This is a genomic window from Acinetobacter sp. 742879, from assembly GCF_000588535.1.
Lineage (GTDB): Bacteria > Pseudomonadota > Gammaproteobacteria > Pseudomonadales > Moraxellaceae > Acinetobacter > Acinetobacter pittii.
Map to the genome: position 1 here is coordinate 37,018 of NZ_JFYC01000011.1, position 22,006 is coordinate 59,023.

General features: G+C 37.8%; 20 protein-coding genes. 10 read left to right on the forward strand and 10 right to left on the reverse strand.

Features of this window, described 5'->3' with window-relative positions; translation table 11 throughout:
• The first annotated feature begins 22 nt into the window (after positions 1–22).
• Entirely contained in the window at positions 23–2,101 is a 2,079-nt protein-coding gene (ppk1, locus tag J690_RS17430; RefSeq protein ID WP_032037223.1) for a polyphosphate kinase 1, read from the forward strand.
• A gap of 60 nt (positions 2,102–2,161) precedes the next feature.
• Here ppk1 and J690_RS23965 read toward each other — a convergent pair whose 3' ends face one another.
• The gene (locus J690_RS23965; RefSeq protein WP_081405220.1) at positions 2,162–2,290 is read right to left on the reverse strand and encodes a hypothetical protein; all 129 of its coding nucleotides are present in this window, start codon (positions 2,288–2,290) and stop codon (positions 2,162–2,164) included.
• Positions 2,291–2,347: 57 nt separating this feature from the next.
• Here J690_RS23965 and J690_RS17435 point away from each other — a divergent pair, with 57 nt between their 5' ends.
• Positions 2,348–2,938 carry an SPOR domain-containing protein gene (locus J690_RS17435; RefSeq protein WP_032037225.1) on the forward strand — a complete coding sequence of 197 codons (591 nt, stop codon included), beginning with the start codon at positions 2,348–2,350 and terminating at the stop codon, positions 2,936–2,938.
• Between the two features lie 29 nt (positions 2,939–2,967).
• Here J690_RS17435 and oxyR read toward each other — a convergent pair whose 3' ends face one another.
• From oxyR to rubA, 4 genes are all read right to left on the reverse strand, one after another.
• Positions 2,968–3,876 carry a LysR family transcriptional regulator OxyR gene (oxyR, locus tag J690_RS17440; RefSeq protein ID WP_002117503.1) on the reverse strand — a complete coding sequence of 303 codons (909 nt, stop codon included), beginning with the start codon at positions 3,874–3,876 and terminating at the stop codon, positions 2,968–2,970.
• 6 nt (positions 3,877–3,882) lie between these two features.
• Positions 3,883–4,827 (reverse strand): esterase EstB, encoded by a 945-nt coding sequence (gene estB / locus J690_RS17445; protein WP_002117541.1) that lies wholly within the window; start codon positions 4,825–4,827, stop codon positions 3,883–3,885.
• Positions 4,828–4,879: 52 nt separating this feature from the next.
• Positions 4,880–6,061, reverse strand: a complete 1,182-nt coding sequence (rubB, locus tag J690_RS17450; protein ID WP_032037227.1) for a rubredoxin reductase RubB — start codon at positions 6,059–6,061, stop codon at positions 4,880–4,882.
• A 94-nt stretch (positions 6,062–6,155) separates the two neighbouring features.
• A complete protein-coding gene (gene rubA / locus J690_RS17455; RefSeq protein WP_000760495.1) occupies positions 6,156–6,320 on the reverse strand; it encodes a rubredoxin RubA in 165 nt (54 codons plus the stop codon).
• A 446-nt stretch (positions 6,321–6,766) separates the two neighbouring features.
• On the opposite strand from rubA, the gene J690_RS17460 reads away from it, so the two are divergent.
• On the forward strand, positions 6,767–7,207 hold the full coding sequence (locus J690_RS17460) for an SRPBCC family protein (protein ID WP_016144634.1): 441 nt from the start codon (positions 6,767–6,769) through the stop codon (positions 7,205–7,207).
• Positions 7,208–7,222: 15 nt separating this feature from the next.
• On the opposite strand, the gene J690_RS17465 is transcribed toward J690_RS17460, so the two are convergent.
• Positions 7,223–7,711, reverse strand: a complete 489-nt coding sequence (locus tag J690_RS17465) for a YqiA/YcfP family alpha/beta fold hydrolase (protein ID WP_014206073.1) — start codon at positions 7,709–7,711, stop codon at positions 7,223–7,225.
• Positions 7,712–7,967: 256 nt separating this feature from the next.
• Between J690_RS17465 and lysS the strand changes: the two genes are divergently transcribed.
• The 5 genes from lysS (at position 7,968) to cysN (ending at position 14,055) form a co-directional block, all read left to right on the forward strand.
• Positions 7,968–9,497, forward strand: a complete 1,530-nt coding sequence (lysS, locus tag J690_RS17470) for a lysine--tRNA ligase (RefSeq protein ID WP_002117806.1) — start codon at positions 7,968–7,970, stop codon at positions 9,495–9,497.
• A 185-nt stretch (positions 9,498–9,682) separates the two neighbouring features.
• On the forward strand, positions 9,683–11,125 hold the full coding sequence (locus J690_RS17475; protein WP_032037230.1) for a capsule assembly Wzi family protein: 1,443 nt from the start codon (positions 9,683–9,685) through the stop codon (positions 11,123–11,125).
• Positions 11,126–11,378: 253 nt separating this feature from the next.
• Positions 11,379–11,510, forward strand: coding sequence for a hypothetical protein (locus tag J690_RS23970; RefSeq protein WP_002117520.1), 132 nt, complete (start codon positions 11,379–11,381; stop codon positions 11,508–11,510).
• A complete protein-coding gene (gene cysD / locus J690_RS17480; RefSeq protein ID WP_000140408.1) occupies positions 11,503–12,411 on the forward strand; it encodes a sulfate adenylyltransferase subunit CysD in 909 nt (302 codons plus the stop codon). Before J690_RS23970 ends, cysD begins: the two co-directional genes overlap by 8 nt.
• A 30-nt stretch (positions 12,412–12,441) precedes the next feature.
• On the forward strand, positions 12,442–14,055 hold the full coding sequence (gene cysN / locus J690_RS17485) for a sulfate adenylyltransferase subunit CysN (RefSeq protein WP_032037232.1): 1,614 nt from the start codon (positions 12,442–12,444) through the stop codon (positions 14,053–14,055).
• Between the two features lie 51 nt (positions 14,056–14,106).
• Here the strand turns inward: cysN and J690_RS17490 are convergent, their stop codons facing one another.
• Positions 14,107–14,664, reverse strand: a complete 558-nt coding sequence (locus J690_RS17490) for a DUF2239 family protein (RefSeq protein WP_081405222.1) — start codon at positions 14,662–14,664, stop codon at positions 14,107–14,109.
• Positions 14,665–14,877: 213 nt separating this feature from the next.
• On the opposite strand from J690_RS17490, the gene J690_RS17495 reads away from it, so the two are divergent.
• Positions 14,878–15,390, forward strand: a complete 513-nt coding sequence (locus J690_RS17495) for a hypothetical protein (RefSeq protein ID WP_002117749.1) — start codon at positions 14,878–14,880, stop codon at positions 15,388–15,390.
• Between the two features lie 42 nt (positions 15,391–15,432).
• Here the strand turns inward: J690_RS17495 and J690_RS17500 are convergent, their stop codons facing one another.
• The 3 genes from J690_RS17500 to J690_RS17510 form a co-directional block, all read right to left on the reverse strand.
• Positions 15,433–16,770 carry a CitMHS family transporter gene (locus tag J690_RS17500; protein WP_002117607.1) on the reverse strand — a complete coding sequence of 446 codons (1,338 nt, stop codon included), beginning with the start codon at positions 16,768–16,770 and terminating at the stop codon, positions 15,433–15,435.
• A 570-nt stretch (positions 16,771–17,340) separates the two neighbouring features.
• Positions 17,341–18,666: a polyamine export protein PaeA gene (paeA, locus tag J690_RS17505; RefSeq protein ID WP_002117726.1), complete on the reverse strand. Its 1,326-nt coding sequence runs from the start codon at positions 18,664–18,666 to the stop codon at positions 17,341–17,343.
• A gap of 123 nt (positions 18,667–18,789) precedes the next feature.
• The gene (locus J690_RS17510) at positions 18,790–19,779 is read right to left on the reverse strand and encodes a LysR family transcriptional regulator (RefSeq protein ID WP_004703082.1); all 990 of its coding nucleotides are present in this window, start codon (positions 19,777–19,779) and stop codon (positions 18,790–18,792) included.
• A gap of 587 nt (positions 19,780–20,366) precedes the next feature.
• On the opposite strand from J690_RS17510, the gene J690_RS17515 reads away from it, so the two are divergent.
• Entirely contained in the window at positions 20,367–21,971 is a 1,605-nt protein-coding gene (locus tag J690_RS17515; RefSeq protein ID WP_002117581.1) for an isocitrate lyase, read from the forward strand.
• The last annotated feature ends 35 nt before the right edge of the window (positions 21,972–22,006 follow it).

A 22,006-nucleotide genomic window follows, 5' to 3' on the forward strand; every position in this document is an offset into this window, starting at 1 on the left:
TGGATAGAGAATTGAGTTAGACATGAATACAGCGATTACACCAACGACCCCAACAGAATATAGTTATAATGACCGTTATATAAATCGTGAATTGTCTATTCTTGACTTCCATTTGCGTGTATTGGAGCAAGCGGTAGACCCTTTACATCCATTACTTGAGCGAATGAATTTCTTGCTCATTTTTTCTCGTAATCTAGACGAGTTTTTCGAAATTCGTGTTGCGGGGGTGATGGAGCAATTTTCTCTGGGCAATGAGAGTCGTAGCCCTGATGGTTTGACGCCAAGACAAGTCTTACAAAAAATCTCTGAAACTGCTCATGCTGCGATTGAACGTCAATATCGTATTTTAAATGAAGAAATCTTACCTAAGTTACGTGAAGAAGATATTTGCTTCCTCCGTCGTGGTGAACTAACGCCAGCACAGTCAGCTTGGATTAAGAAGTATTTTCAAGAACAAGTTGCACCTGTATTAACCCCAATTAGCTTAGATCCAGCGCATCCGTTCCCACGTCTCGTTAATAAGAGCTTAAACTTTATTATTACCTTAGAAGGTAAAGATGCTTTTGGCCGTCAAATTGATTTAGCCGTGGTTCCAGCCCCACGTTCATTACCTCGCGTTGTCCGCCTGCCAGATGAGTTAACAGGTGGTAAAGAACATCATGTCATGCTATCTGCAATTATCCACGAGCATGTGTCCGATTTATTCCCTGGAATGACCGCAACTGGATGTTATCAATTCCGTGTTACACGTAATGCTGACTTGGCATTAAATGAAGATGTTGAAGATTTAGCAAAAGCTTTAAAAGGTGAATTAAGTTCTCGACGTTTTGGTCGTGCGGTTCGCTTAGAAGTGACTCATAATTGTCCACAGCATATTTATGAGTACTTATTAGAAGAATTTGATTTAACCGATGAGCAATTATATAAAGTTGATGGACCTGTAAACTTAGCTCGTCTGGTTTCAAATTTTAAACGCCCTCATTTGCGTTATGACTCACATACGCCGGTTGTGCCTAAAGTGTTTAAAAAAACCGAGAGTATTTTCTCTGCAATGCAGAAGCAAGACATTCTGCTTCATCATCCGTTTGAATCTTTCGCTCCCGTGATTCAGCTACTTCGTGAAGCTGCTCGCGATCCACAAGTATTGGCAATTAAGCAGACGCTTTACCGTAGTGGTGCTGACTCTGAAATTGTACAGATTTTGGCGGAAGCAGCGCGTAATGGAAAAGAAGTGACCGCAGTTATTGAATTGCGTGCCCGCTTTGATGAAGAATCAAATATTGAAGTAGCTAACGTTTTACAAGAAGCGGGGGCTGTCGTTGTTTACGGTATTGTTGGTTATAAAACTCACGCCAAAATGATTATGGTGGTGCGCCGTGAAAATAACAAACTTGTGCGTTACGTTCATTTAGGCACTGGTAACTACCATGCAATGAATGCTCGAATTTATACCGATTATGGTCTCATGACGACCGATAAAGATCTCTGTGAAGACGTGCATCGTATCTTCCAAGAGTTGACTGGTATGGGCAAAATGGCGAAATTGAAAAAGCTATTACATGCACCATTTACCTTACATGCTCAGCTCATCAACTTTATTGATGAAGAAATTGCCAATGCTAAGGCAGGACGTAAAGCTCAAATTATTGTGAAAGTGAATGCCTTAACGGAAGTTCAATTGATCAATAAATTATATGAAGCATCTCAAGCGGGTGTTCAGATTGATTTGATTATTCGTTCTATTTGCTGTTTACGTCCAGGTTTGCCTAACTTATCAGAAAATATTCGTGTACGTTCAATTGTAGGGCGCTTCCTTGAACATACCCGTGTTTATTACTTCAGCAATAATGGTGATGCACGTATTTACTGCTCAAGCGCAGACTGGATGGATCGTAATTTATTTAACCGTGTTGAAGCATGTTTCCCTGTGGAAGATCCTGCATTGAAAAAACGTATTTATCAACAAGGCCTAGTGAACTATTTGCAAGATAACCAGCAAGCTTGGTTGTTACAGTCAGATGGTACTTGGGTGCGTGCTGAGCCAGCAGAGGGTGAAAAATTGCATAATGCTCAAAGAACGCTATTAGAAATGATTAAGTAATAAGTTTTAAATTGAATTAAAAAAGCCGACAAAATGTCGGCTTTTTTAATTCCCTGAAATTCAAAATATTTTAATTAGTTTTTCTAAATGGTTGTTGGGTAAACGATAATAATTTGAAGCACAGCAAGATGTTTTTAAAATATGTGATTTTCCCCATAAAACATTGAATTTTAAAAATATACAAATCATGTGAAATCTACTTTAATACGCCGCATTAAATATACTTAACTTCGGTAAATGAATAAGATGCAATGCTTTATTAGAAATTTACTTATTAGAATACTTTTGGGGATAATGCCAGTGGCGGCCTACGCAGATCAGAAGTGTTATGGGGATATCATCGTATTTCAAAGGTTTGATGATCAAGCGATATATCCTTATTTTGCACCCGTTTCCAGTGATAAAACTAAAAAGAGTGAGGTAAGGAATAAAACAATAATCATCCAAAAAAGAAAACAAAAGCAAGATGAGTTTTTAACGCAAAAGAAAAATGAGGAAGTTCACACAAAAAAAGTAGAAGAAAAGAAAAATTCTGAAAATAAAAAACAACTTGATGCTGCGATCGCTAAAGAAATTTTAGAAAATGGTGAAAAAAAATGGATGGTACAAGTTGCGCTAGCTTCTAATCAAAATAAAGCAAATAAGATTCAGTCACAGCTTGAAGCAAAGGGCTATAAGGTCGTAACCAGCTCAACCACTAAAGGGGTACGAGTTATGATAGATCCAGCCAACGACTATGCTATAGCACAGATTATTAGAGAAAAAATTATTTCTGATAATAGTTTGAATATGCAATCTGCTTGGGTGTTTAAGTGGGCATCTCTTACACCTCAATAAAATAAAAAGGAGTCCGAAGACTCCTTTTTTTATTCATGTAGGTTTGTCGTGATTTTCTGCATAATTTGCAGTAACACGTCGAATTCACTTTGTAGCGGCGTACTTTTACGAGTGACTAGCGCTAAAGTGCGACTCGGGGCATCTTCAATTGGTTTTGCAGTAATTTGATCATTAAACTTAATCATACTATTTTCAATTGCAATTTCTGGTAAAAGCGTAAAACCTAAATCAGAAGAAACCATTTCAACTAAAGTTGGTAAAGAGCTTGCTTTTAAACGGTTGTCGTTTTTACGTTCACCGATAGGGCATGCACTTAAAACGTGGTCACGTAAACAGTGGCCTTCTTCAAGCAAAATTAATCTCGATAAATCAAGATCATCTAGTGAGTTTGCTTGCAAAGCATTTGTATCTTGCTTACTACATACAAGGTACAAATTTTCTTTCGAGATTTCAGCGACTTTTAGGCCTCTAGTATCAAACGGTAGAGCAAGAACAATCATGTCTAGATTACCGTGTTCTAGACGCTCTACAATTTTTTCACTTTGAGCTTCATGCAGATGCAACTGAATTTTAGGTAACTGCTGATGCACTTCATCAAGTAACCGTGTCAGGATAAAAGGTGCAATGGTTGGGATAACTCCCAAATGCAAATCACCTGTTAACGGTTCACTCATTTCACGGCTCAATCGCATTAAATCTTGAGCATCTGCTAGTAATACACGGGCACGAGCAACAACTTGTTCACCCAATGGTGTTAAACGCACATTCTGACGGTCACGCTCTACCAGAACGCCACCTAATAATCGTTCAAGCTCCATGATGCCGCCTGATAACGTCGATTGCGTGACAAAAGAGCGGCGTGCTGCTTCAGTAAAATGCAAAGTTTCCGACAACGTAACTAAATATGATAGCTGTCTTAGTGAGGGTAATGCAGCCATAGTGTCCTAGTATGATGATTTAAAATGATGCGCAAATAAACCGCTAAGCTGAGGAATAAAATGTGCAGGGATATCATGCCCCATTCCATCAATTAATTCAAACTTAGCACCGGAAATTGCTTTTGCTACAGCCTTACCATGACTAGGTGGAAGTAAGCGATCACGAGAGCCATGCAGGACTAACGCAGGTTGCTTAATTTCACGGTCCAGTTGAAGTAAGGAGCCTGTACATAATATTGCTAAAAACTGTTGAAGTACACCAGCAGGATAATAGCTACGTTGATAAAGTTTGCGTGCAGTTTGCATTGCTTCAATCTGGTTGACGTAACCAGGTGAACCAATCAATTGAAATAATTTTAAACTGTGATTAACAATACCATCTTCGTCACGTGACTCAGGTTTGCCAATTAAACTCAAAAGCTGTTTCGGAAAAGGAGGGGGTAAAAAAGGCTGATTATTACTTGTAAACATGAGCCCCAATTTCTCAACCTTTTCAGGATATTTTGCTGCAAGAATTTGAGCGATCATCCCGCCCATTGATGCACCAATGACATGTGTTTTAGTCACGCCTAAGCGGTCAATAAGCATTGATACATCATCTGCCATATCATGCAGAGTATAAGGGGCACCTTGATTACTTAGTCCGAGCGCAAAGCGACCCATCAATTTAACCGTATTTAACCGTTTACCTTCATGACGTACTTTTGAAGAAAGGCCAATATCACGGTTATCAAAACGAATAACACGAAAACCTTGATCAATGAGTGATTTACAGAAGAAATCCGGCCAGAAAAGCATTTGAGCGCCAAGACCCATAATCAGCAAAATGGTTGGATGTTCCGGTTTTCCACCTACTTCTACATGTAGCTCAATACCATTGCCTAAGTTGACCTTGGTTTCTTGCATGAAAGATGTGTACGGCGAAATGTTAAACTGTAAGGCACTATTCATGTTATTCATTCCTTAAAGGAATACTCACAAAAGAGTATTCCTGATTCAAACCTTATGCTTGGGCTGGAATAAGATCTGGAACAAGCTTTGTTAAAGTTAAGCGTTGTTTACCTGCTGTTGCACCTAACAATACGAAACCACGCAATGTTCCATCATTGTCAATTGCTTTAGCAAGCATACCATCGTCGAACTCTTCTGTTTCCCAGTTCACTTCTACATCCACTGGAGCTGGTAACACTGTAAGTGGAGCTGCAGGAGTTTTTACTGCAACTGGCATAGCAGGGTAGTGCACGGCAGTTTGTTGTCCGCTGAGGGTTTTTGCAAGAGCACGAGCTTGCTGCATAATTGGCATTACATACGGAAGTAGCGTGCCATTTACTTCAGCGCAATCGCCAATTGCATAAATATCGGCTTGATTTGTTTCAAGTAAACTATTAGTAATAATTCCACGGCTTGTTTGAATATCTGCACTTTTAGCAAGTGAAATATTTGGCTGTAAACCAATGGCTGAAAGAACGATGTCGGCTACCAAAGTTTGGCCGTTTGCGAGTGTAATCGCATAATCTTCGCCATTATTAATTTTGCTGACTTTTTCAACGGTTGTACCTAACGCAAATTTAACACCAGCCTCTTCGAGATTTTGCTGGAATGCAGAAGCAATATGACCTGGTAATAAGCGACCTAATGGTTGAGGTGCCAAATCAATGACAGTAATGTCATATTCACTGTGAAGTAAGTCATTGGCGAATTCACAACCAATTAAGCCAGCACCTAAAATAACAACACGTTTGTCTTTACGTTGAGCTAGATTTTCACGGAAAGCACGGTAATCAATTAGCGAGTTCACTACATGAATGTCATCGCTACCATCGCCTGCAATTGCAAGACGAATTGGGTTAGCACCAACCGCTAAAATCAGTTTTGAATAGGGTTGATTCGAAATTACCCCGTCTTTTTCAAGAACAAGCTCATGACGTTCAGCTAAAATTTCTTTTACAAAAGTGAAAGGCTCAATACGCATATTGAGTTGGGTACCCATTTTAGCAGCATCACCTAAAGCAATCTGTTCAGGTGCTTTTTTACCTGCAAATGCATTTGATAATGTTGGTTTTGCATAATTCACTGCATCATCCGCACAAATCATCACAAGTTCTTGCTCTGGGCTAAGTTTACGAAACTCACGTGCTAAGGTATACCCCGCCATGCCTGATCCGATAATGACGATAGGATGCATTTTTCTCTCCAGAGTTAGAATTGTTTAATTAATACGGTAATGGGTAATATTCGTAAAAAAGACCATGTCAATCATGGCCTTTTGCTTTAAATCATTAGATTTCGATCATTTCGAAGTCAGCTTTTGAAACGCCGCAATCAGGGCAAGTCCAGTCATCAGGGATATCTTCCCATTTTGTTCCAGCTGCAATGCCGTCTTGTGGCCAACCTTCTGCTTCATCGTAAATCCATCCACAAACGATACATTGATATTTTTTCATGAGACTCTCCGCACTGATAAGTTTGCTCAAAGCTGCCTTTCAGTAAAACTATTCCATCTATTAATAATGTAACCACGATCCGGTCAATAATAACCAATGTGCCTTTGATCGGATATCAAATTTTTACGCAGTTCTACATTTAATGTAAAGTAAATAACGGAGTTTAATCATTCGTAAGCAAAGATGAATGGCAGGTTAGGACAAATAAGTGGTTTTTTAGGCAAAACTTGAGCATAAACTAATAATAACTAATACATTCTTAACGTTAATTTTAAACTTAATGTTGTTTGTGAAATTATTGAGAAATAAAAAGTGTCTGCTCATTTAAAAGATTTATATAATAAGAAAGCTAAATAACAACAAATAAAGATTCAACAGATGTCATTATTAAACGCGAAAATTAAAATTCGACAGTATAAGAACGGAATAAATCAGGGAACTTAAGTATGGAAAATTTAGTATACGAAGTAGAAATTGAGGCACCTATAGAAAAAGTATGGGAATTACTTTGGAATAACGAGACATATAATGCTTGGACAAAATTCTTTGCCCCAGACTCTTCAATGCGTACCGATTGGCAAATCGGTGGTAAAACTTATTTTCTAGATGGTGAAGGCAATGGCATGGTCTCCACCATTGAAGAATTGAAAAAGCCGGAAATATTGATTTTTAAACATTTAGGAATGATTAAGGACGGTAAGGAAGATTTAGAAAGTGAAGAAGTTAAAGGCTGGAGTGGTTCCCAAGAAAAATATTTTTTGAGCCAATACGATAATGTAACTACTTTAAAAGTTGAATTAGCCACCTTACCTGAATACATGGGTATGTTGAAAAGTGGCTTCGTTCAAGGATTTGATGTAATCAAGAAATTGGCAGAAGGAAAATAGGCAATCGCCATCAATTTAAGCCAAATATTTTTTATAAATTTTCATAATCAAATCATTGATACGAGAAGGGTAGGCCAAACGATGATGTCCGCCTTCAAAGGTTTCAATATTCATGTAGGGGGCAAGTGTTTCTTGAACCTGATACATATCAAGTTGCTCATCTCCTAATTCTAAATAAGCCATTTTAGGATTAGAGAGGGTAAGTTCCTCTTCGGAAAGCTGAGGATAATCAGGTCGAAAACTAGGCGTAAGACTTGGATTTGCCACAATCACAGCTAATTTATGTTGAGCGGCAGTTTTTAAGGCCCAATATCCTCCAAGGCTGTGACCAACCAGTAAATCTGGTTTAATCGTCTGAATAGCCTGATGATAGAAGTACTCAACAGACGCATAACTTAGGTTACGATAATCAACGTCAATACAAAATTTTTCAGGATGTAAAATGGCGTGGAACTTTGTCGATTCACGAGAAGAATCCAAGCCATGTAAAAATAGAATTTTCATTATTTACGACACAATCTCATTGATAAAATAAAAGGCAAAAAGGGCCTTTGAATATCGAGGTTATTTGGATTTTTTTATATTTTACTAAAAGCTTTAAAAAATGATCTTAGCGATTGGTCTAAGTCATTTTGCCTTTAAAAAGTACGGCTCGTTTCCCTAAATTGTCTTTTTTTTTTTTTTTTTGATTGAAATCATTCGAAAAACTCCTGCAATCTGTTAAGCTATGCCACTTCATTTTTACTTAATCGAGGCAGAGATGACGCAACAAAACGCTCAATCGACTTCTGAACCAACTATTTCCGAAAACGATTTAATTGCACAGCGTCATGCCAAATTAAAGCAAATCCAAGATGTTGCAAAGGAAACTGGAAAGAGTCCTTGGCCAAATACTTTTAAGCGTGAACATTACGCAGCTGATCTACAAGAACAATTTAAAGATCAGTCGAAAGAACAAATTGAAAGCGCTGAGCATGTCTATGTAAAAGTGGCTGGCCGTGTCATGTTAAACCGTGGTTCTTTCATGGTGATTCAAGACATGACAGGTCGTATTCAGTTATATGTTGACCGTAAAGGTTTACCAAAAGATATTCTTGAAACCATTAAAGGTTTAGATCTTGGTGACATTATTGCTGCCGAAGGTTATATCGGACGTTCAGGCAAAGGTGACTTATATGTTCATCTAGAAGGTTTTGAACTTCTTACAAAATCTCTTCGTCCGTTACCAGATAAATTTCATGGCTTAAATGACACAGAAGTTAAGTACCGTAAACGTTACCTTGACTTAATTGTGAATGAAGAAACACGTAAAACTTTTGAAATCCGTGCCAAAGTTGTTGCAGGTATCCGAGCATTCTTAAACAACGAACGTTTCATGGAAGTTGAAACGCCAATGATGCATGTGATTCCGGGTGGTGCTTCTGCACGTCCATTCGAAACACATCACAATGCTTTGGATATGCCTTTATTCTTACGTATTGCACCTGAACTTTATTTGAAGCGTTTAGTTGTGGGTGGTTTTGAGCGTGTGTTCGAAATTAACCGTAACTTCCGTAATGAAGGGGTGTCAACACGTCACAACCCTGAATTCACGATGATCGAGTTTTATCAGGCATATGCTGATTATAAAGACTTAATGGCATTGACTGAAAATATGCTTGAAAAGTTGGCTTTGGATATTCTAGGTACAACTGATGTTCCTTACCAAGGTGAAGTATTTAGCTTCAAAGGACCATTCAAGAAAATCTCTATGTTCGATGCAATTTTAGAGAATAATCCGCAGTTCACACCTGAAAATGTAGGTGATCGCGAGTTTCTTGCAAAATTTATTCGTGAAGAATTGAAAGAAGAGGTTAAGCCTGGGTTTGGTTTAGGTAAGCTTCAAACGATCGTATTTGAAGAAACTGTTGAGACTAAACTTCGTCAGCCAACATTTATTACTGATTACCCAGCGGAAACTTCTCCATTGGCGCGTCGTAATGATGACAATCCACACGTTACAGATCGTTTTGAATTCTTCATCGGTGGTCGTGAGTTAGCAAATGGCTTCAGCGAGTTAAATGACCCGATTGATCAGGCTGAACGTTTCCAAGCGCAAGTTGCTGAAAAAGACGCTGGTGATGATGAAGCAATGCATTACGATGCAGAGTTTGTTGAAGCACTTGAATATGGTTTACCTCCAACAGCAGGTGAAGGTATTGGTATTGACCGTTTAGTCATGTTATTTGCTGACGCACCAAGTATTCGTGATGTAATTTTATTCCCGCATATGCGCCGTAAAGAAGGTTAATCTTCTAAAATGCAAAAAGGCAGTATTTATACTGTCTTTTTTATTACCTTTTATATCTAAAAACTTACCTATTTATACTAATCTTAAGATAGCGTTAAAAAATGTAATTGCACAGTTTAACAATTGCAAAGTTGTGATAAAAAATTTAAGGTGTTGCTCATAAATAACTTTGAGAATTGGCTGGCATGTTTCTAAGAAAAACACTTTCGATTGCAATATTGGCAACTGCTTCATCCGCTATTTTTGCACAAGGTTTAGTGCTAAATAATGAAGACTTACGTACTGACTTAAACTGGTTAAATCAACAAGGTGTTATCAGTATTAGCACCTCAACTTGGCCGTTAAGTGGTGATGAAATTCAAAGAGCACTTTCTCAAGCAAAAGTGACGCATCCAGCTCAACAAAAAGTTATTAATTCAGTACTTAATGCATTAAAAGCAGATAACAATACAGTTAAAGTGGGTGCTTTTGCTGAAACTGATATCAAAAATATTCCTCAAGCATTCGGTGATAACCAAAAAGCTCAATATCAAGGTTCATTAGAGTTTAATGCTGGCGGTGAAAACTGGGATGCTAAAATCCGAGTAAATGCAGAAAAAGATCCTCAAATTGATAATGGACAAGACGTTAATGGTGAAGGTTCATATGTCGCTGGTAAACTTTGGAATCAATGGGTAGTTGCAGGTCAAATTCCAACATGGTGGGGACCTGGACACGATGGTAGCTTAATTCGTGGTGATGCTAGTCGACCAGTTTATGGGGTAACTGCACAACGTGCTGTGCAAAATGCTTTTGAGACAAAATGGTTGTCTTGGATTGGGCCTTGGCAATACCAAGCATTTGCTGGTCAATTAGATGATTATAAAGCAATACCAGATGCTAAATTATTAGGCTTACGTGTAACTGCAAGACCGTTACCTTATTTAGAACTAGGTGCTTCCCGAACTTTACAATGGGGTGGTGAGGGACGTTCTGAAAGTTGGGATTCTTTATGGAATGCGATTAAAGGTAATGATAATGTTTATGATGCGTCTGAAGACAGGTCTAACCAAATTGCTGGATTTGATGCTCGTTTGAATCTGCAATCTCTTTTAAATGCTCCTGTTGGTATTTATGGACAATATGTAGGTGAAGATGAGGCTGGGTTACTCCCATCTAAAAAGATGTATTTAGCTGGGGTTGATTATTCGTCAAGCTACAATGATATACCATATCAACTTTATGCAGAATGGGCTGATACTCGCACCAATGGTGATGTAAAAGGTATTTCTTATAACCATTATATTTATAAAGATGGTTATTACCAACATGGTTTCCCATTAGGTCACGCGATGGGTGGTGATGGGCAAATGTATTCGGTGGGTGGCGATATCCGCTTTGATGTCATGAACCGTTTAAGTGGTCGCGCTATGGTGGTTAAAGTTAACCAATCTAACTTAGCAATCAATAAAGCATTCCCTAAAGATGATGAAATCAAAGCCCTTGATTTAACTTGGACGCATTTCATCAAACCTGATCTTCCATTAAAAATTAATGGGTGGGTAAGTGACTCGGATCTTGAGGGTAATGATGCTGGTGCGTCTATTGGTATTGAAATTCCATTAGAACGTAAAATGTTTGGTTTCTAAGAATAGATCATGTTTTAGAAAAGAGAAGCCATCAAAGCTTCTCTTTTTTATGGTTTTTAAAGAAAACTAAAGACTAGAACATGATTTGCTTAAGTTGACTACACAAGCTAGGATTGTGAAGTTATGCAAGTGAATCAGCATATTACATGTATATGATTAAATCGAATATCAATATGAAAAAACAAGCAAAAGGAATCGGTTTTAAATCACTATAATGCATAACTAATGCTATAAGCCATATAAAGGCTTGTGGTTGGATTATCTATCACGAAAAATTGGAGTTGTTATGGCACTCGTTCCTCCACATGGTCTTCTAGGTGGTGGTTTAATACTACTTCTAGATTTTATGGGCAAAATGGATAGAGAAGGACGTGTTCATGACTGAATCAAGACTCACACATCTCAAACAGCTTGAAGCGGAAAGCATTCATATCATCCGTGAAGTTGCTGCAGAATTCGAAAACCCAGTCATGCTTTACTCAATTGGTAAAGACTCGGCTGTTATGCTTCATCTTGCGTTAAAAGCATTTTATCCAGCTAAACTTCCATTCCCATTATTACATGTAGATACGGGTTGGAAGTTTAAAGACATGATCGCGTTTCGCGATAACATGGCAAAAACTCATGGTTTTGACTTAATTGTTCATCAAAACAAAGAAGGCCGTGAAGCTGGGATCAACCCATTTGATCATGGTAGTTCAAAATATACAGATATTATGAAAACCCAAGCTTTAAAACAGGCTTTGGATAAATATCAATTTGATGCTGCTTTTGGTGGTGCACGTCGTGATGAAGAAAAATCACGTGCGAAAGAGCGTGTATATTCATTCCGTGATAGTAAACACCGTTGGGACCCTAAAAACCAACGTCCTGAACTTTGGAACCTTTACAATGGTAAAGTGAACAAAGGCGAAAGTATTCGTGTATTCCCATTATCGAACTGGACAGAGTTGGATATCTGGCAATATATCTATTTAGAAAATATTCAAATTGTTCCTCTTTATTTCTCTGCTGTTCGTCCAGTGGTAGAGCGTAGTGGTACGTTAATCATGGTTGATGACGAACGTATGCGCTTAAAAGAGGGTGAAGTTCCACAGATGAAGTCTGTACGTTTCCGTACGCTTGGCTGTTACCCGTTAACTGGTGCAGTTGAGTCTGAAGCAGATACGTTACCTGAAATTATCCAAGAGATGCTTTTAGCCACGAGTTCTGAGCGTCAAGGTCGTATGATTGACCATGATGAAGCGGGCTCAATGGAAAAGAAAAAGCAAGAAGGCTATTTCTAAGACAATTTCTAAATTTGTGGAGTTTGAGCAATGTCTCATCAATCAGAATTAATCAGCCAAGATATCTTGGCCTATTTAAAGCAACATGAACAAAAAGACCTTCTACGCTTTTTGACTTGCGGTAACGTAGATGATGGTAAAAGTACGCTTATTGGGCGTTTACTTTACGATTCAAAATTGATTTATGAAGATCAATTGCAAGCAGTAACACGTGACAGTAAAAAAGTAGGAACTACGGGTGATGCACCAGATTTGGCATTACTAGTAGATGGACTACAAGCAGAACGTGAACAAGGGATTACCATTGACGTAGCTTACCGCTATTTCTCGACGGAAAAGCGTAAGTTTATTATTGCTGATACCCCAGGGCATGAACAATATACCCGTAACATGGCAACAGGTGCGTCAACTGCGGACTTGGCAATCATCTTGATTGATGCGCGTTATGGTGTGCAAACTCAAACTCGTCGCCATACGTTTATTGCAAGTTTGCTTGGTATTAAAAATATCGTTGTTGCAATCAATAAGATGGACTTGGTTGAATATTCATCTGAACGTTTTACCGAAATTCAGATTGAATATGATGCTTTCGTAAGCCAATTAGGTGAGCGCCGTCCTGCCAATATTCAGTTTGTACCAATTTCTGCTTTAAATGGCGATAACGTTGTAAATCCATCAGCTCATACGCCTTGGTACAAGGGTCAAACCTTGATGAGCATTCTTGAGTCGGTGGAAATTAGTCGTGAATCAAACAAACACGAATTCCGTTTCCCTGTTCAGTATGTAAATCGTCCAAACCTTGATTTCCGTGGTTTTGCGGGTACTGTTGCTTTAGGTGAAATCAATGTTGGTGATGAGATTGTTGCACTGCCATCAGGTAAGCGTTCAACAGTTAAAGAAATCGTTACTTTTGATGGAAACCTTGAGCAGGCTGTAGCGGGTCAAGCGGTTACATTGACTCTGAATGATGAAATTGATATTAGCCGTGGTAACGTTTTGGTACGTGCTGGCGAGCAACCGTTAATTTCACGTAGTGTTCGTGCTTCAGTGGTGTGGATGAATGAACATCCGCTCGTGAAAGGTAAGTTATACAACGTTAAGATTGGTACCCAGACTGTTCCTGCTAAAGTCACTAATATTCACTATCGAGTGAATGTGAATACACTTGAACATACTCATGTGGAAGAGCTTGAGTTAAATGCAATTGCAGATGTTGTAGTTGAGTTCGATGCGCCAGTTGTGTTTGATCAATATCAAGATTCTCGTTATACAGGTTCATTCATCTTCATTGACCGCTTAAGCAACGTAACTGTTGGTGCAGGTATGGTTGAGGCTGCTGTTGAATGGACTGCACATAGCAATCCTGTAACAGCTGAAGATCGTGCTGCACGTTTGGGCCAAAAGCCAGCGGTGATTGGGATTTCTGCACAGTTAATCGAGAAAGCTCAAGTTTTAGAAAGTTTATTGATCCAACAAGGTGTAGTTGCGATTGCAAAAGCCAACTTAACTGCTGAACAAATTACTTTATTGCGTGAGACAGGTGTTGTGGTTATCACAACTTCTGTGGAAGGTACGGATACAGAAGTTACTGCTGAAACCGTTGAAGAGGCAGCTGAAAAAGTTGTGGAATTAGTTCGTCTTTAATAGACTGAATTGATTTTGAAAAAACCCGCGTAAGCGGGTTTTTTATTGGGTTTAGAAAATACTTTGAGTTTTTAAAGTTAAATATTCTCTTAAATCTTTGGGATAGCTCTGAATCATCTTTAAAAATATATCTCGATCACCTTGATATAAGGCACGTGTTGCTTCTTCGTAATTTGGCATATTGCCCAACATGGCAGACATAAAACGGTCGATGGCTTGTTTAGCGAGCATAATATTACCTTCAGAATTTGGGTTATTTAACTCTTTATCAATTAACTTACGAATTACTGCTGATGCACTCGCACTTTGTTGATCTAACCAATCCCAATGTTTTTTCTGTAAAGTGATTTCACGAGAAATTACTCCGAGTTTAGGTCGTCCAACTTTTTTAATTTCTTCCGGTTCACCATAACGTTGATGAAATTCTTGTTCCGAACCAGAAAGATCAAGATCAATTTGTTGACCTGTTTGATCATTAAAAATCAGAATATTTTCTGTTGTTTTAGGAAGGGTTTTTAGTTTTTTTGCAAGTTCAATGAGGGAGTCACTCGCAATAAGCGTGCTTCCAGTGAAGGCAGTATAGGTGATTTTAGTATTCATTTTAGCCATATATTTTTATCTGGGTAAAATAATATTATCAGGGTAAAATTAATTTGGCAAATAATTAAAATTATAACCAAAGAATTATTTGATTTTATGAGTGTAGTCTATGAAGTTAGGACTATAAAAATAGTCAAGATAATGGGCTATTTAAAATTTTACTCTGCTTTAGTATCGCTTTTATGAGAGAATACGCCTTTAGTTGTATGTATAGAGACTCCTATGTTTGAGCAATCTCCTGAATCTTTAAGCGATATCGAAATTTTAGACATTTTACAGTCGATGAAAAAAGATAAGCTAGATACGGAAGCAAATGAGATCATCCGTAACGGGGGAAAAGCAGGACGTCAGGAAGCACATAAACAGGCTTTAGTGGCACTGAATACAAATTTTGAAGAAAAGTTTGTAGAGGCAGTTACTCTTGCACTAGGTTTAAATGCAGCTCAAGCTAAAAAAATTCGCTATAAAAAAGATCGAATTCGTATTTTAAAAGCGCGTGGTATTGATTATTTAGCTATTGATGGTGCAGAAACAGCGCAAGTTTTGGCACAAATTTCACAAGCGATTGTTCGAGAAGATGCAATAGTTACTCATGACTTACATGACATCTTCCCATTTTGGAAAGAAGGTTGGCCAATGGTGCAATTTGATAATGCCTATAAAATTTTAGAAGAAGATATTAGCTTGCACTTTCATGCGTTCTTAGACGCCATGATTGAGTATATAAATAAATAAAAATAAAAGCCCCGTTTGGGGCTTTTATTTTTAGGGGAATAATTAAAGTGTACTAAAGAGCGGGAAAACGCCAATCACTAATGCAGTGCCCATCAAAACCATACATGTTATAAATGCCCACTTAAATGTGAACTTTTGATGATCTGCAAAGTCAACTTTAGCAAGACCGCATAACAAGTAAGTTGAAGGAACAAGAGGTGATAGCAAGTGTACTGGCTGGCCTACAATTGATGCACGAGCAATAGCTTCTGGGCTAATACCGTAATGTGAAGCCGCTTCAGCAAGAATTGGTAAAACGCCATAGAAGAATGCATCATTTGACATAAAGAATGTCAAAGGCATACTGACTAAAGCGGTAATCGGTGCAAGATATGGACCCATGCTTGGAGGAATCATTGCGACGAATTCTTTAGACATCGCCTCAACCATACCTGTACCAGATAGAATACCTGTGAAAATACCTGCTGCGAAAATTAAACCTACAACAGCTAAAATACTATCTGCATGCATTGCGATACGCTTTTTCTGCATATCAACATCAGGATAGTTAATCAGCATTGCAATACAGAACGCTAGCATGAATAGCACTGACATTGGCAAAATGCCTTTGATTAATGCAATCATGAGAATAATAGTAAGTACCATATTTACTTTGCGTAAATGTGGACGCGTCGCTTCAGGGTCTTTCGACACGGTAATATTGTCACCATGATGACTTTCAAGCTCAATCACGCCTAAACGTTTTTGCTCATAACGGCCATATAAATATGCCAAGAAGAATAACCAACCAATACTAATGATCATTGGAAGGATCATCGGTACGAAAATATGGCTTGGATCAACTTGTAACGCACTTGCAGCACGAGCAGTAGGACCACCCCATGGTGTTAGGTTCATTACACCACTACATAACAGCATAAGTGCAGTCATGATGAGTGTGTTCATTCCTAGACGTTGATAAAGTGGCAACATGGCAGCCACACAGATCATATAGGTGGTTGAGCCATCACCATCTAAAGAAACGAGAGTGGTTAAAAAGACAGTTCCTAGAGTAATTTTTAAAGGATCGCCTTTAACTTTTTTCAAAATCCATTTAACCGGTGGGTCGAAAAGACCTGCATCGATCATTAAGGCAAAATACAAAATTGCGAATAAAAGCATTACGCCAGTTGGCGCTAATTTTTTGATGCCATCCAGCATCATCTCACTGAGACCTTTAAGTTCAATGTGACTTAAACTTTCAAAGTAATGACCTAGGCCCCAAGCAATGAGAGAAAAAATAAACGGGATGAGAATTAAAGCAATAATAGGGCTTAAACGTTTGGACATGATTAAGTACATGAAGCACAAAATCATGCCAACACCAAGTAATGTCAGCATACAATCAATCCTTTGCCTATAGTTTTACTGAACAAGTTTATTCAAAACTCTGACCTTGGTTATTCTTATTAATTTTTATTAAAAAGACAAATAATATATTTAGTTTATTTGGTTAATATATATTCATTTGGATGGGTATATTTAGATGAAATACTGAACATATATATTAAGGTTATAATGGTTTTATAATAAATGAATGCTATTATAAAATAATATAAAGGTATTATAAAAATAAAAATTATATAGCATTTTTTTTAATTATATATATTTTGATGATTGAAATGAGAAGAAGAAGCATTTAGGGGCTTACTTTGAGCTAAGTTATCTAAGTTTGTTTGCAATGTAAATGGGACTTAATTACTTTATAGGCAGTTAAGAGATATAGATTATTTTATTAATTTTCAGTATTTAAGCTTTAATAGATTTACTAAATAAAATAATAATACTTTTAGATTAAAAGAGCAAATTGAATAAATGAATCTAAAATAATTATTACATATATTTAAAAAAGTTATTTAGTATTTAAAAAAATACCCCAGCTAAATTGTGGGGCATTTAAATTAATAACGATTAGTTTTCATCAATTGATGAGTGTGTTTCGGTTTGTTCTAAAATTCGAGTTACAAGAAGTTGGTCAATTTTAAAATGGTCGACATCGACAACTTCAAATTTATATCCACCAAATTCCACAAAATCTGCTGGACGTGGAATTTTGCGTAAACGGTACATCATGAAACCTGCGAGCGTCTCATAGTTTTCTTCATCAGGCATTTCATCAATTTCAAGAGCATGTCTTAGGTCATCAATTGGTGTGCTGCCATCAATTAACCAGGAGTTATTATCACGTTTAATGATTTGCTGTTCTTCTTCAATAGGAGTAACCCAATCACCCATAACTGTAATCATGATATCGCTTAACGTAATCACTCCTACAACAAGTGCATATTCATTGATAACGACAGCAAATTTCTCTTTTGTAGAACGAAAACGGTCAAGTAGTTCAGAGAGTGTGAGAGTGTCGGGAATCATGAGTACAGTACGAATGGTAGACTCATTTAATTGAGTTGGTGATTGATTATTTAAAATGCGTACTAAGAAATCTTTAGCATCAACATAACCAATAACCTGATCAATATTTTCATTACACACTAAAAATTTTGAGTAAGGATATTCTGCTAATTTTTGACGAATACTATCTTCATGTTCGTTTAAGGTGAAATAAACGACGTTTTCGCGTGTCGTCATGCTTGAAGGTACAGTGCGTTCTTCTAGCTCAAAAACGTTCTCAATAAAGTGGTGTTCTTGTTTTTGAAGTACGCCGGCTTGAGCACCTGCATCCATGACTGCTGAGATATCATCAAAAGTAATGTTATCTTCGCGTGTTGTATTGACTTTAAATAAGCGAAATAACAGATTCGCAATAGCATTAATTCCCCAAGCTAAGGGTTTACACACCTTAATAAAAACTTGAATCGGGTTAATAACGCTAATTGCAATTTTTTCAGGTGCAATCATTGCCAAGCGTTTTGGCATGAGATCGGCAAATAAAATAAATAGAGAAGTTACTAAAGTGAAGGAGAGGGCAAAACCGATAGTTTGTGTCCAAGGCCCTTCATAAAAGCGGTCAACTAAAGTGACAAAAAAGGGACGAAAAGCAGCTTCCCCCAAAATACCGCCTAAAATTGCAACTGCATTTAGGCCAATTTGAGAAGCTGCAAAAAAATCGGCAGATTGTTCTTGTAGATCAAGTACTTGTTGGGCACGTTCTTCGCCAGCTTCGGCTAAAATTTTTAACTTTACTTTTCTGGCACCAGCCAATGCAATTTCAGTTAAAGATAAAAAGCCTGCTGCGATGATGAGCAGTACGATGATAATGATATTTTGAAAGAGACTCACAAATCACCCGAGGTTCATCATTATTATGACTATGTTTTAACACAAAAAAGCGCTGAGGTAATCAGATTGATTGCTCAGCGCTTGAAGATAATGTCTAAAATCGACAATTAAATCAAAATTTACTTAATAATGAGAAAATTGCGAATTATTAGTTAGAAATTCACGATTTTCTTCTTCAATCATTTGACGAGCAACAAATAAAATAAGTTGGCGTAACCAGCGATGAGCTGGGTGATGATGTAATAACGGGCACCAAGCCATTTTAAGTTCAAATTCTGGAATATAAAAAGGAGGATCCTTTATAACCAGTTTTGGATTTTGAGTTTGTAGGCGCGCCATTCGAGTTGGAAGGGTGGCAATCAAGTCAACATTTTGAGCAAGTAATGCTGGCATTTGGTAGTGACGAGTAAATACAGAAATTTTACGACGTTGACCAATACGTTCTAATGCCTGATCGATCCAGCCTAAACCGCCTTGTTTATCTGGATTTACACCAAAGCCTACACCCATACCTGTTTTAGAAACCCAGATATGTTGCGCATCTAGATAACTTTTGAGATTCAAATGGGTTACAGCAGGGTGTTTGTCATTAAGAATACAGCTGAAACTATCACGCCAAACTAACACTTGGTGGAAACTTTGCGGTATTTCATTAAATCTATTAATCGCAAGATCAACTTTACCTTGTTCCATGTCTCTATATGACACATCACTTGGTGTAAGAAAGTCGAGTACAACATTTGGAGCTTCAGAGCGTAGAGCTTTGACAAGACGAGGGACTAAAGTTGCCTCGGCATAGTCAGATGTCATAATGCGGAAAACGCGATTACTTGTATAAGGGCGGAATTCGGTACGGGGTTCCAAAATCATGGAGAGATCAGAAAGGGCATCTCGAATACGAGGTTGTAATTCAAGTGCACGTTCTGTTGGGGTCATCCCTTCGGAAGAACGGATAAGAAGTGGATCATTAAATAAATTACGTAAGCGACGTAAAATATTACTCATTGCAGGCTGAGTTACCCCAAGCTGTTCGGCTGCGCGCGTAACATTTTTTTCACGAAGAAGTACATCAAGATATATTAATAGATTAAGATCTACTCGCTCCAGATTCATAAAAAAAATACCGAAAATAAAACCCTGAAATTGTTTCAAATTATGCCATATTTAATGATCATTGTGTGAAAAAATGATGAGAAAAGCGACATTTTTTGTAGGAATTAAGTAGGGTGGAAAGACGTTTCAAAGGCACGTTTTTACTATCTTTGCTCAGTTTTGAATGTCTCAACTTTAAATAGAATATATTTATGAGTGACTTCTCAATTTCTAGCATATCAATTGACTTTTTACATTGGCAAAAATAGCCTAATTTACAATTGACTTTTAGATTTAAAAATGAGTGGAAAATCTTCAAAAATTGTATAAAAATAAGACTTATTGAGTTTTTAGAATAAAACTCTATACTCCTTTAGGATAATTTTATTTTTATAAACAAAGTGTTAAAGTTTTTGGTTTTATCTATAATATCGATTTATTGGTATATTTTTTAAATAAATACTGAAGATTAACAAAGGATATTGGATTAATTGATTGGCTAAGTCTAAGCTGTGTTCATGAGGAAGCAGCTGGTGTCATAAGAAATTTAAGTAACGTGACTCTAGGCTTCAATCGATGAAATCCTAAAATGAATACAGGACAATATCATGACTACATATCAAACAGCGATTGATGCAGTACGTCAATTAAAAGCAAAATTCGGCAATACTTGGGCAGACATTAGCCCAGAAGATGCTGCTCGTATGCAACTTCAAAACCGTTTCAAAACTGGTTTAGATATTGCTAAGTATACAGCTGCGATTATGCGTCGTGATATGGCTGAATACGATGCTGACTCAAGCAAATACACTCAATCATTAGGTTGCTGGCATGGTTTCATCGCACAACAAAAAATGATTGCGAACAAAAAATATTTCGGTACTACAAGCAAACGTTATATCTACCTTTCTGGTTGGATGGTTGCTGCTCTTCGTTCTGAATTTGGCCCACTTCCTGACCAATCTATGCACGAAAAAACTTCTGTTCCTGCATTGATCGAAGAAATCTATACTTTCTTACGTCAAGCTGACGCAAAAGAATTAAACGATTTATTCCGTGCGCTTAAAAAAGCACAAGAAGCTGGTGATACTGCTAAAGCAGCTGAAATCACAGCTCAAATCGACAACTTTGAAACTCACGTTGTGCCAATTATTGCGGACATCGATGCTGGTTTCGGTAACGAAGAAGCAACTTACTTACTTGCTAAGAAAATGATCGAAGCTGGTGCTTGTGCGCTTCAAATTGAAAACCAAGTATCTGATGCTAAACAATGTGGTCACCAAGCTGGTAAAGTAACTGTTCCACACGAAGACTTCATCGCTAAGATCCATGCATTACGTTATGCATTCTTAGAAATGGGTCTTGAAGAAGGTATCATTGTTGCGCGTACTGACTCTGAAGGCGCTGACTTGACTCAAAAAATCCCAGTGGTTAAAGAGCCAGGTGACATCGCTTCTCAATACATCAGCTACTTAGATACTCAAGAAATTGATATTGCTGATGCTCAAGAAGATGAAATCTTAATCAAGCGTGATGGTAAATTACACCGTCCTAAGCGTTTACCTTCTGGCTTATATCAGTTCCGTGCTGACACTCAAATTGACCGTGTTGTACTTGACTGTGTGTCTAGCTTACAAAATGGTGCTGACCTTCTTTGGATCGAAACTGCGACTCCAAACGTAGAAGAAATTGCACACATGGTTAACCGTGTTAAAGAAGTTGTTCCAAATGCTAAGCTTGTTTATAACAACAGCCCATCATTCAACTGGACTTTAAACTTCCGTCAACAAGCTTACGACCGTTGGGTTGCTGAAGGTAAAGACGTTTCTGCATATGACCGCGCTAAATTAATGAGTGCTGAATATGACAACACTGAATTAGCTGCTGATGCTGATGACAAGATCCGTACTTTCCAAGCAGATGCTTCTCGTGAAGCGGGTGTGTTCCATCACTTGATCACACTTCCGACTTACCACACTGCTGCTCTTTCTACTCATGAGCTTGCACAAGGTTACTTCGGTTCTGAAGGTATGTTGGCTTATGTTGCTGGCGTACAACGTAAAGAAATCCGCGGTGGTATCGCTTGTGTTAAACACCAAGCAATGGCGGGTTCTGACATCGGTGATGATCACAAAGAAATCTTCTCTGGTGACAACGCTCTTAAAGCACATGACGATGCTAAAAACACAATGAACCAATTCGCAGCTCACTAAGAATTGATTCATCAAAAAACCCGCTCAAATGAGCG

Coding starts and splice junctions, on each gene's coding strand:
- lysS (WP_002117806.1), top strand. CDS start 7,968: ATGACGCAACAAAACGCTCAATCGACTTCTGAACCAACTATTTCCGAA.
- cysN (WP_032037232.1), top strand. CDS start 12,442: ATGTCTCATCAATCAGAATTAATCAGCCAAGATATCTTGGCCTATTTA.
- J690_RS23965 (WP_081405220.1), bottom strand. CDS start 2,290: ATGATTTGTATATTTTTAAAATTCAATGTTTTATGGGGAAAATCACAT.
- ppk1 (WP_032037223.1), top strand. CDS start 23: ATGAATACAGCGATTACACCAACGACCCCAACAGAATATAGTTATAAT.
- J690_RS17475 (WP_032037230.1), top strand. CDS start 9,683: ATGTTTCTAAGAAAAACACTTTCGATTGCAATATTGGCAACTGCTTCA.
- estB (WP_002117541.1), bottom strand. CDS start 4,827: ATGAATAGTGCCTTACAGTTTAACATTTCGCCGTACACATCTTTCATG.
- cysD (WP_000140408.1), top strand. CDS start 11,503: ATGACTGAATCAAGACTCACACATCTCAAACAGCTTGAAGCGGAAAGC.
- J690_RS17495 (WP_002117749.1), top strand. CDS start 14,878: ATGTTTGAGCAATCTCCTGAATCTTTAAGCGATATCGAAATTTTAGAC.
- rubA (WP_000760495.1), bottom strand. CDS start 6,320: ATGAAAAAATATCAATGTATCGTTTGTGGATGGATTTACGATGAAGCA.
- rubB (WP_032037227.1), bottom strand. CDS start 6,061: ATGCATCCTATCGTCATTATCGGATCAGGCATGGCGGGGTATACCTTA.
- J690_RS17460 (WP_016144634.1), top strand. CDS start 6,767: ATGGAAAATTTAGTATACGAAGTAGAAATTGAGGCACCTATAGAAAAA.
- J690_RS17490 (WP_081405222.1), bottom strand. CDS start 14,664: ATGGCTAAAATGAATACTAAAATCACCTATACTGCCTTCACTGGAAGC.
- J690_RS17465 (WP_014206073.1), bottom strand. CDS start 7,711: ATGAAAATTCTATTTTTACATGGCTTGGATTCTTCTCGTGAATCGACA.
- oxyR (WP_002117503.1), bottom strand. CDS start 3,876: ATGGCTGCATTACCCTCACTAAGACAGCTATCATATTTAGTTACGTTG.
- J690_RS17510 (WP_004703082.1), bottom strand. CDS start 19,779: ATGAATCTGGAGCGAGTAGATCTTAATCTATTAATATATCTTGATGTA.
- J690_RS17515 (WP_002117581.1), top strand. CDS start 20,367: ATGACTACATATCAAACAGCGATTGATGCAGTACGTCAATTAAAAGCA.
- J690_RS17500 (WP_002117607.1), bottom strand. CDS start 16,770: ATGCTGACATTACTTGGTGTTGGCATGATTTTGTGCTTCATGTACTTA.
- J690_RS17435 (WP_032037225.1), top strand. CDS start 2,348: ATGCAATGCTTTATTAGAAATTTACTTATTAGAATACTTTTGGGGATA.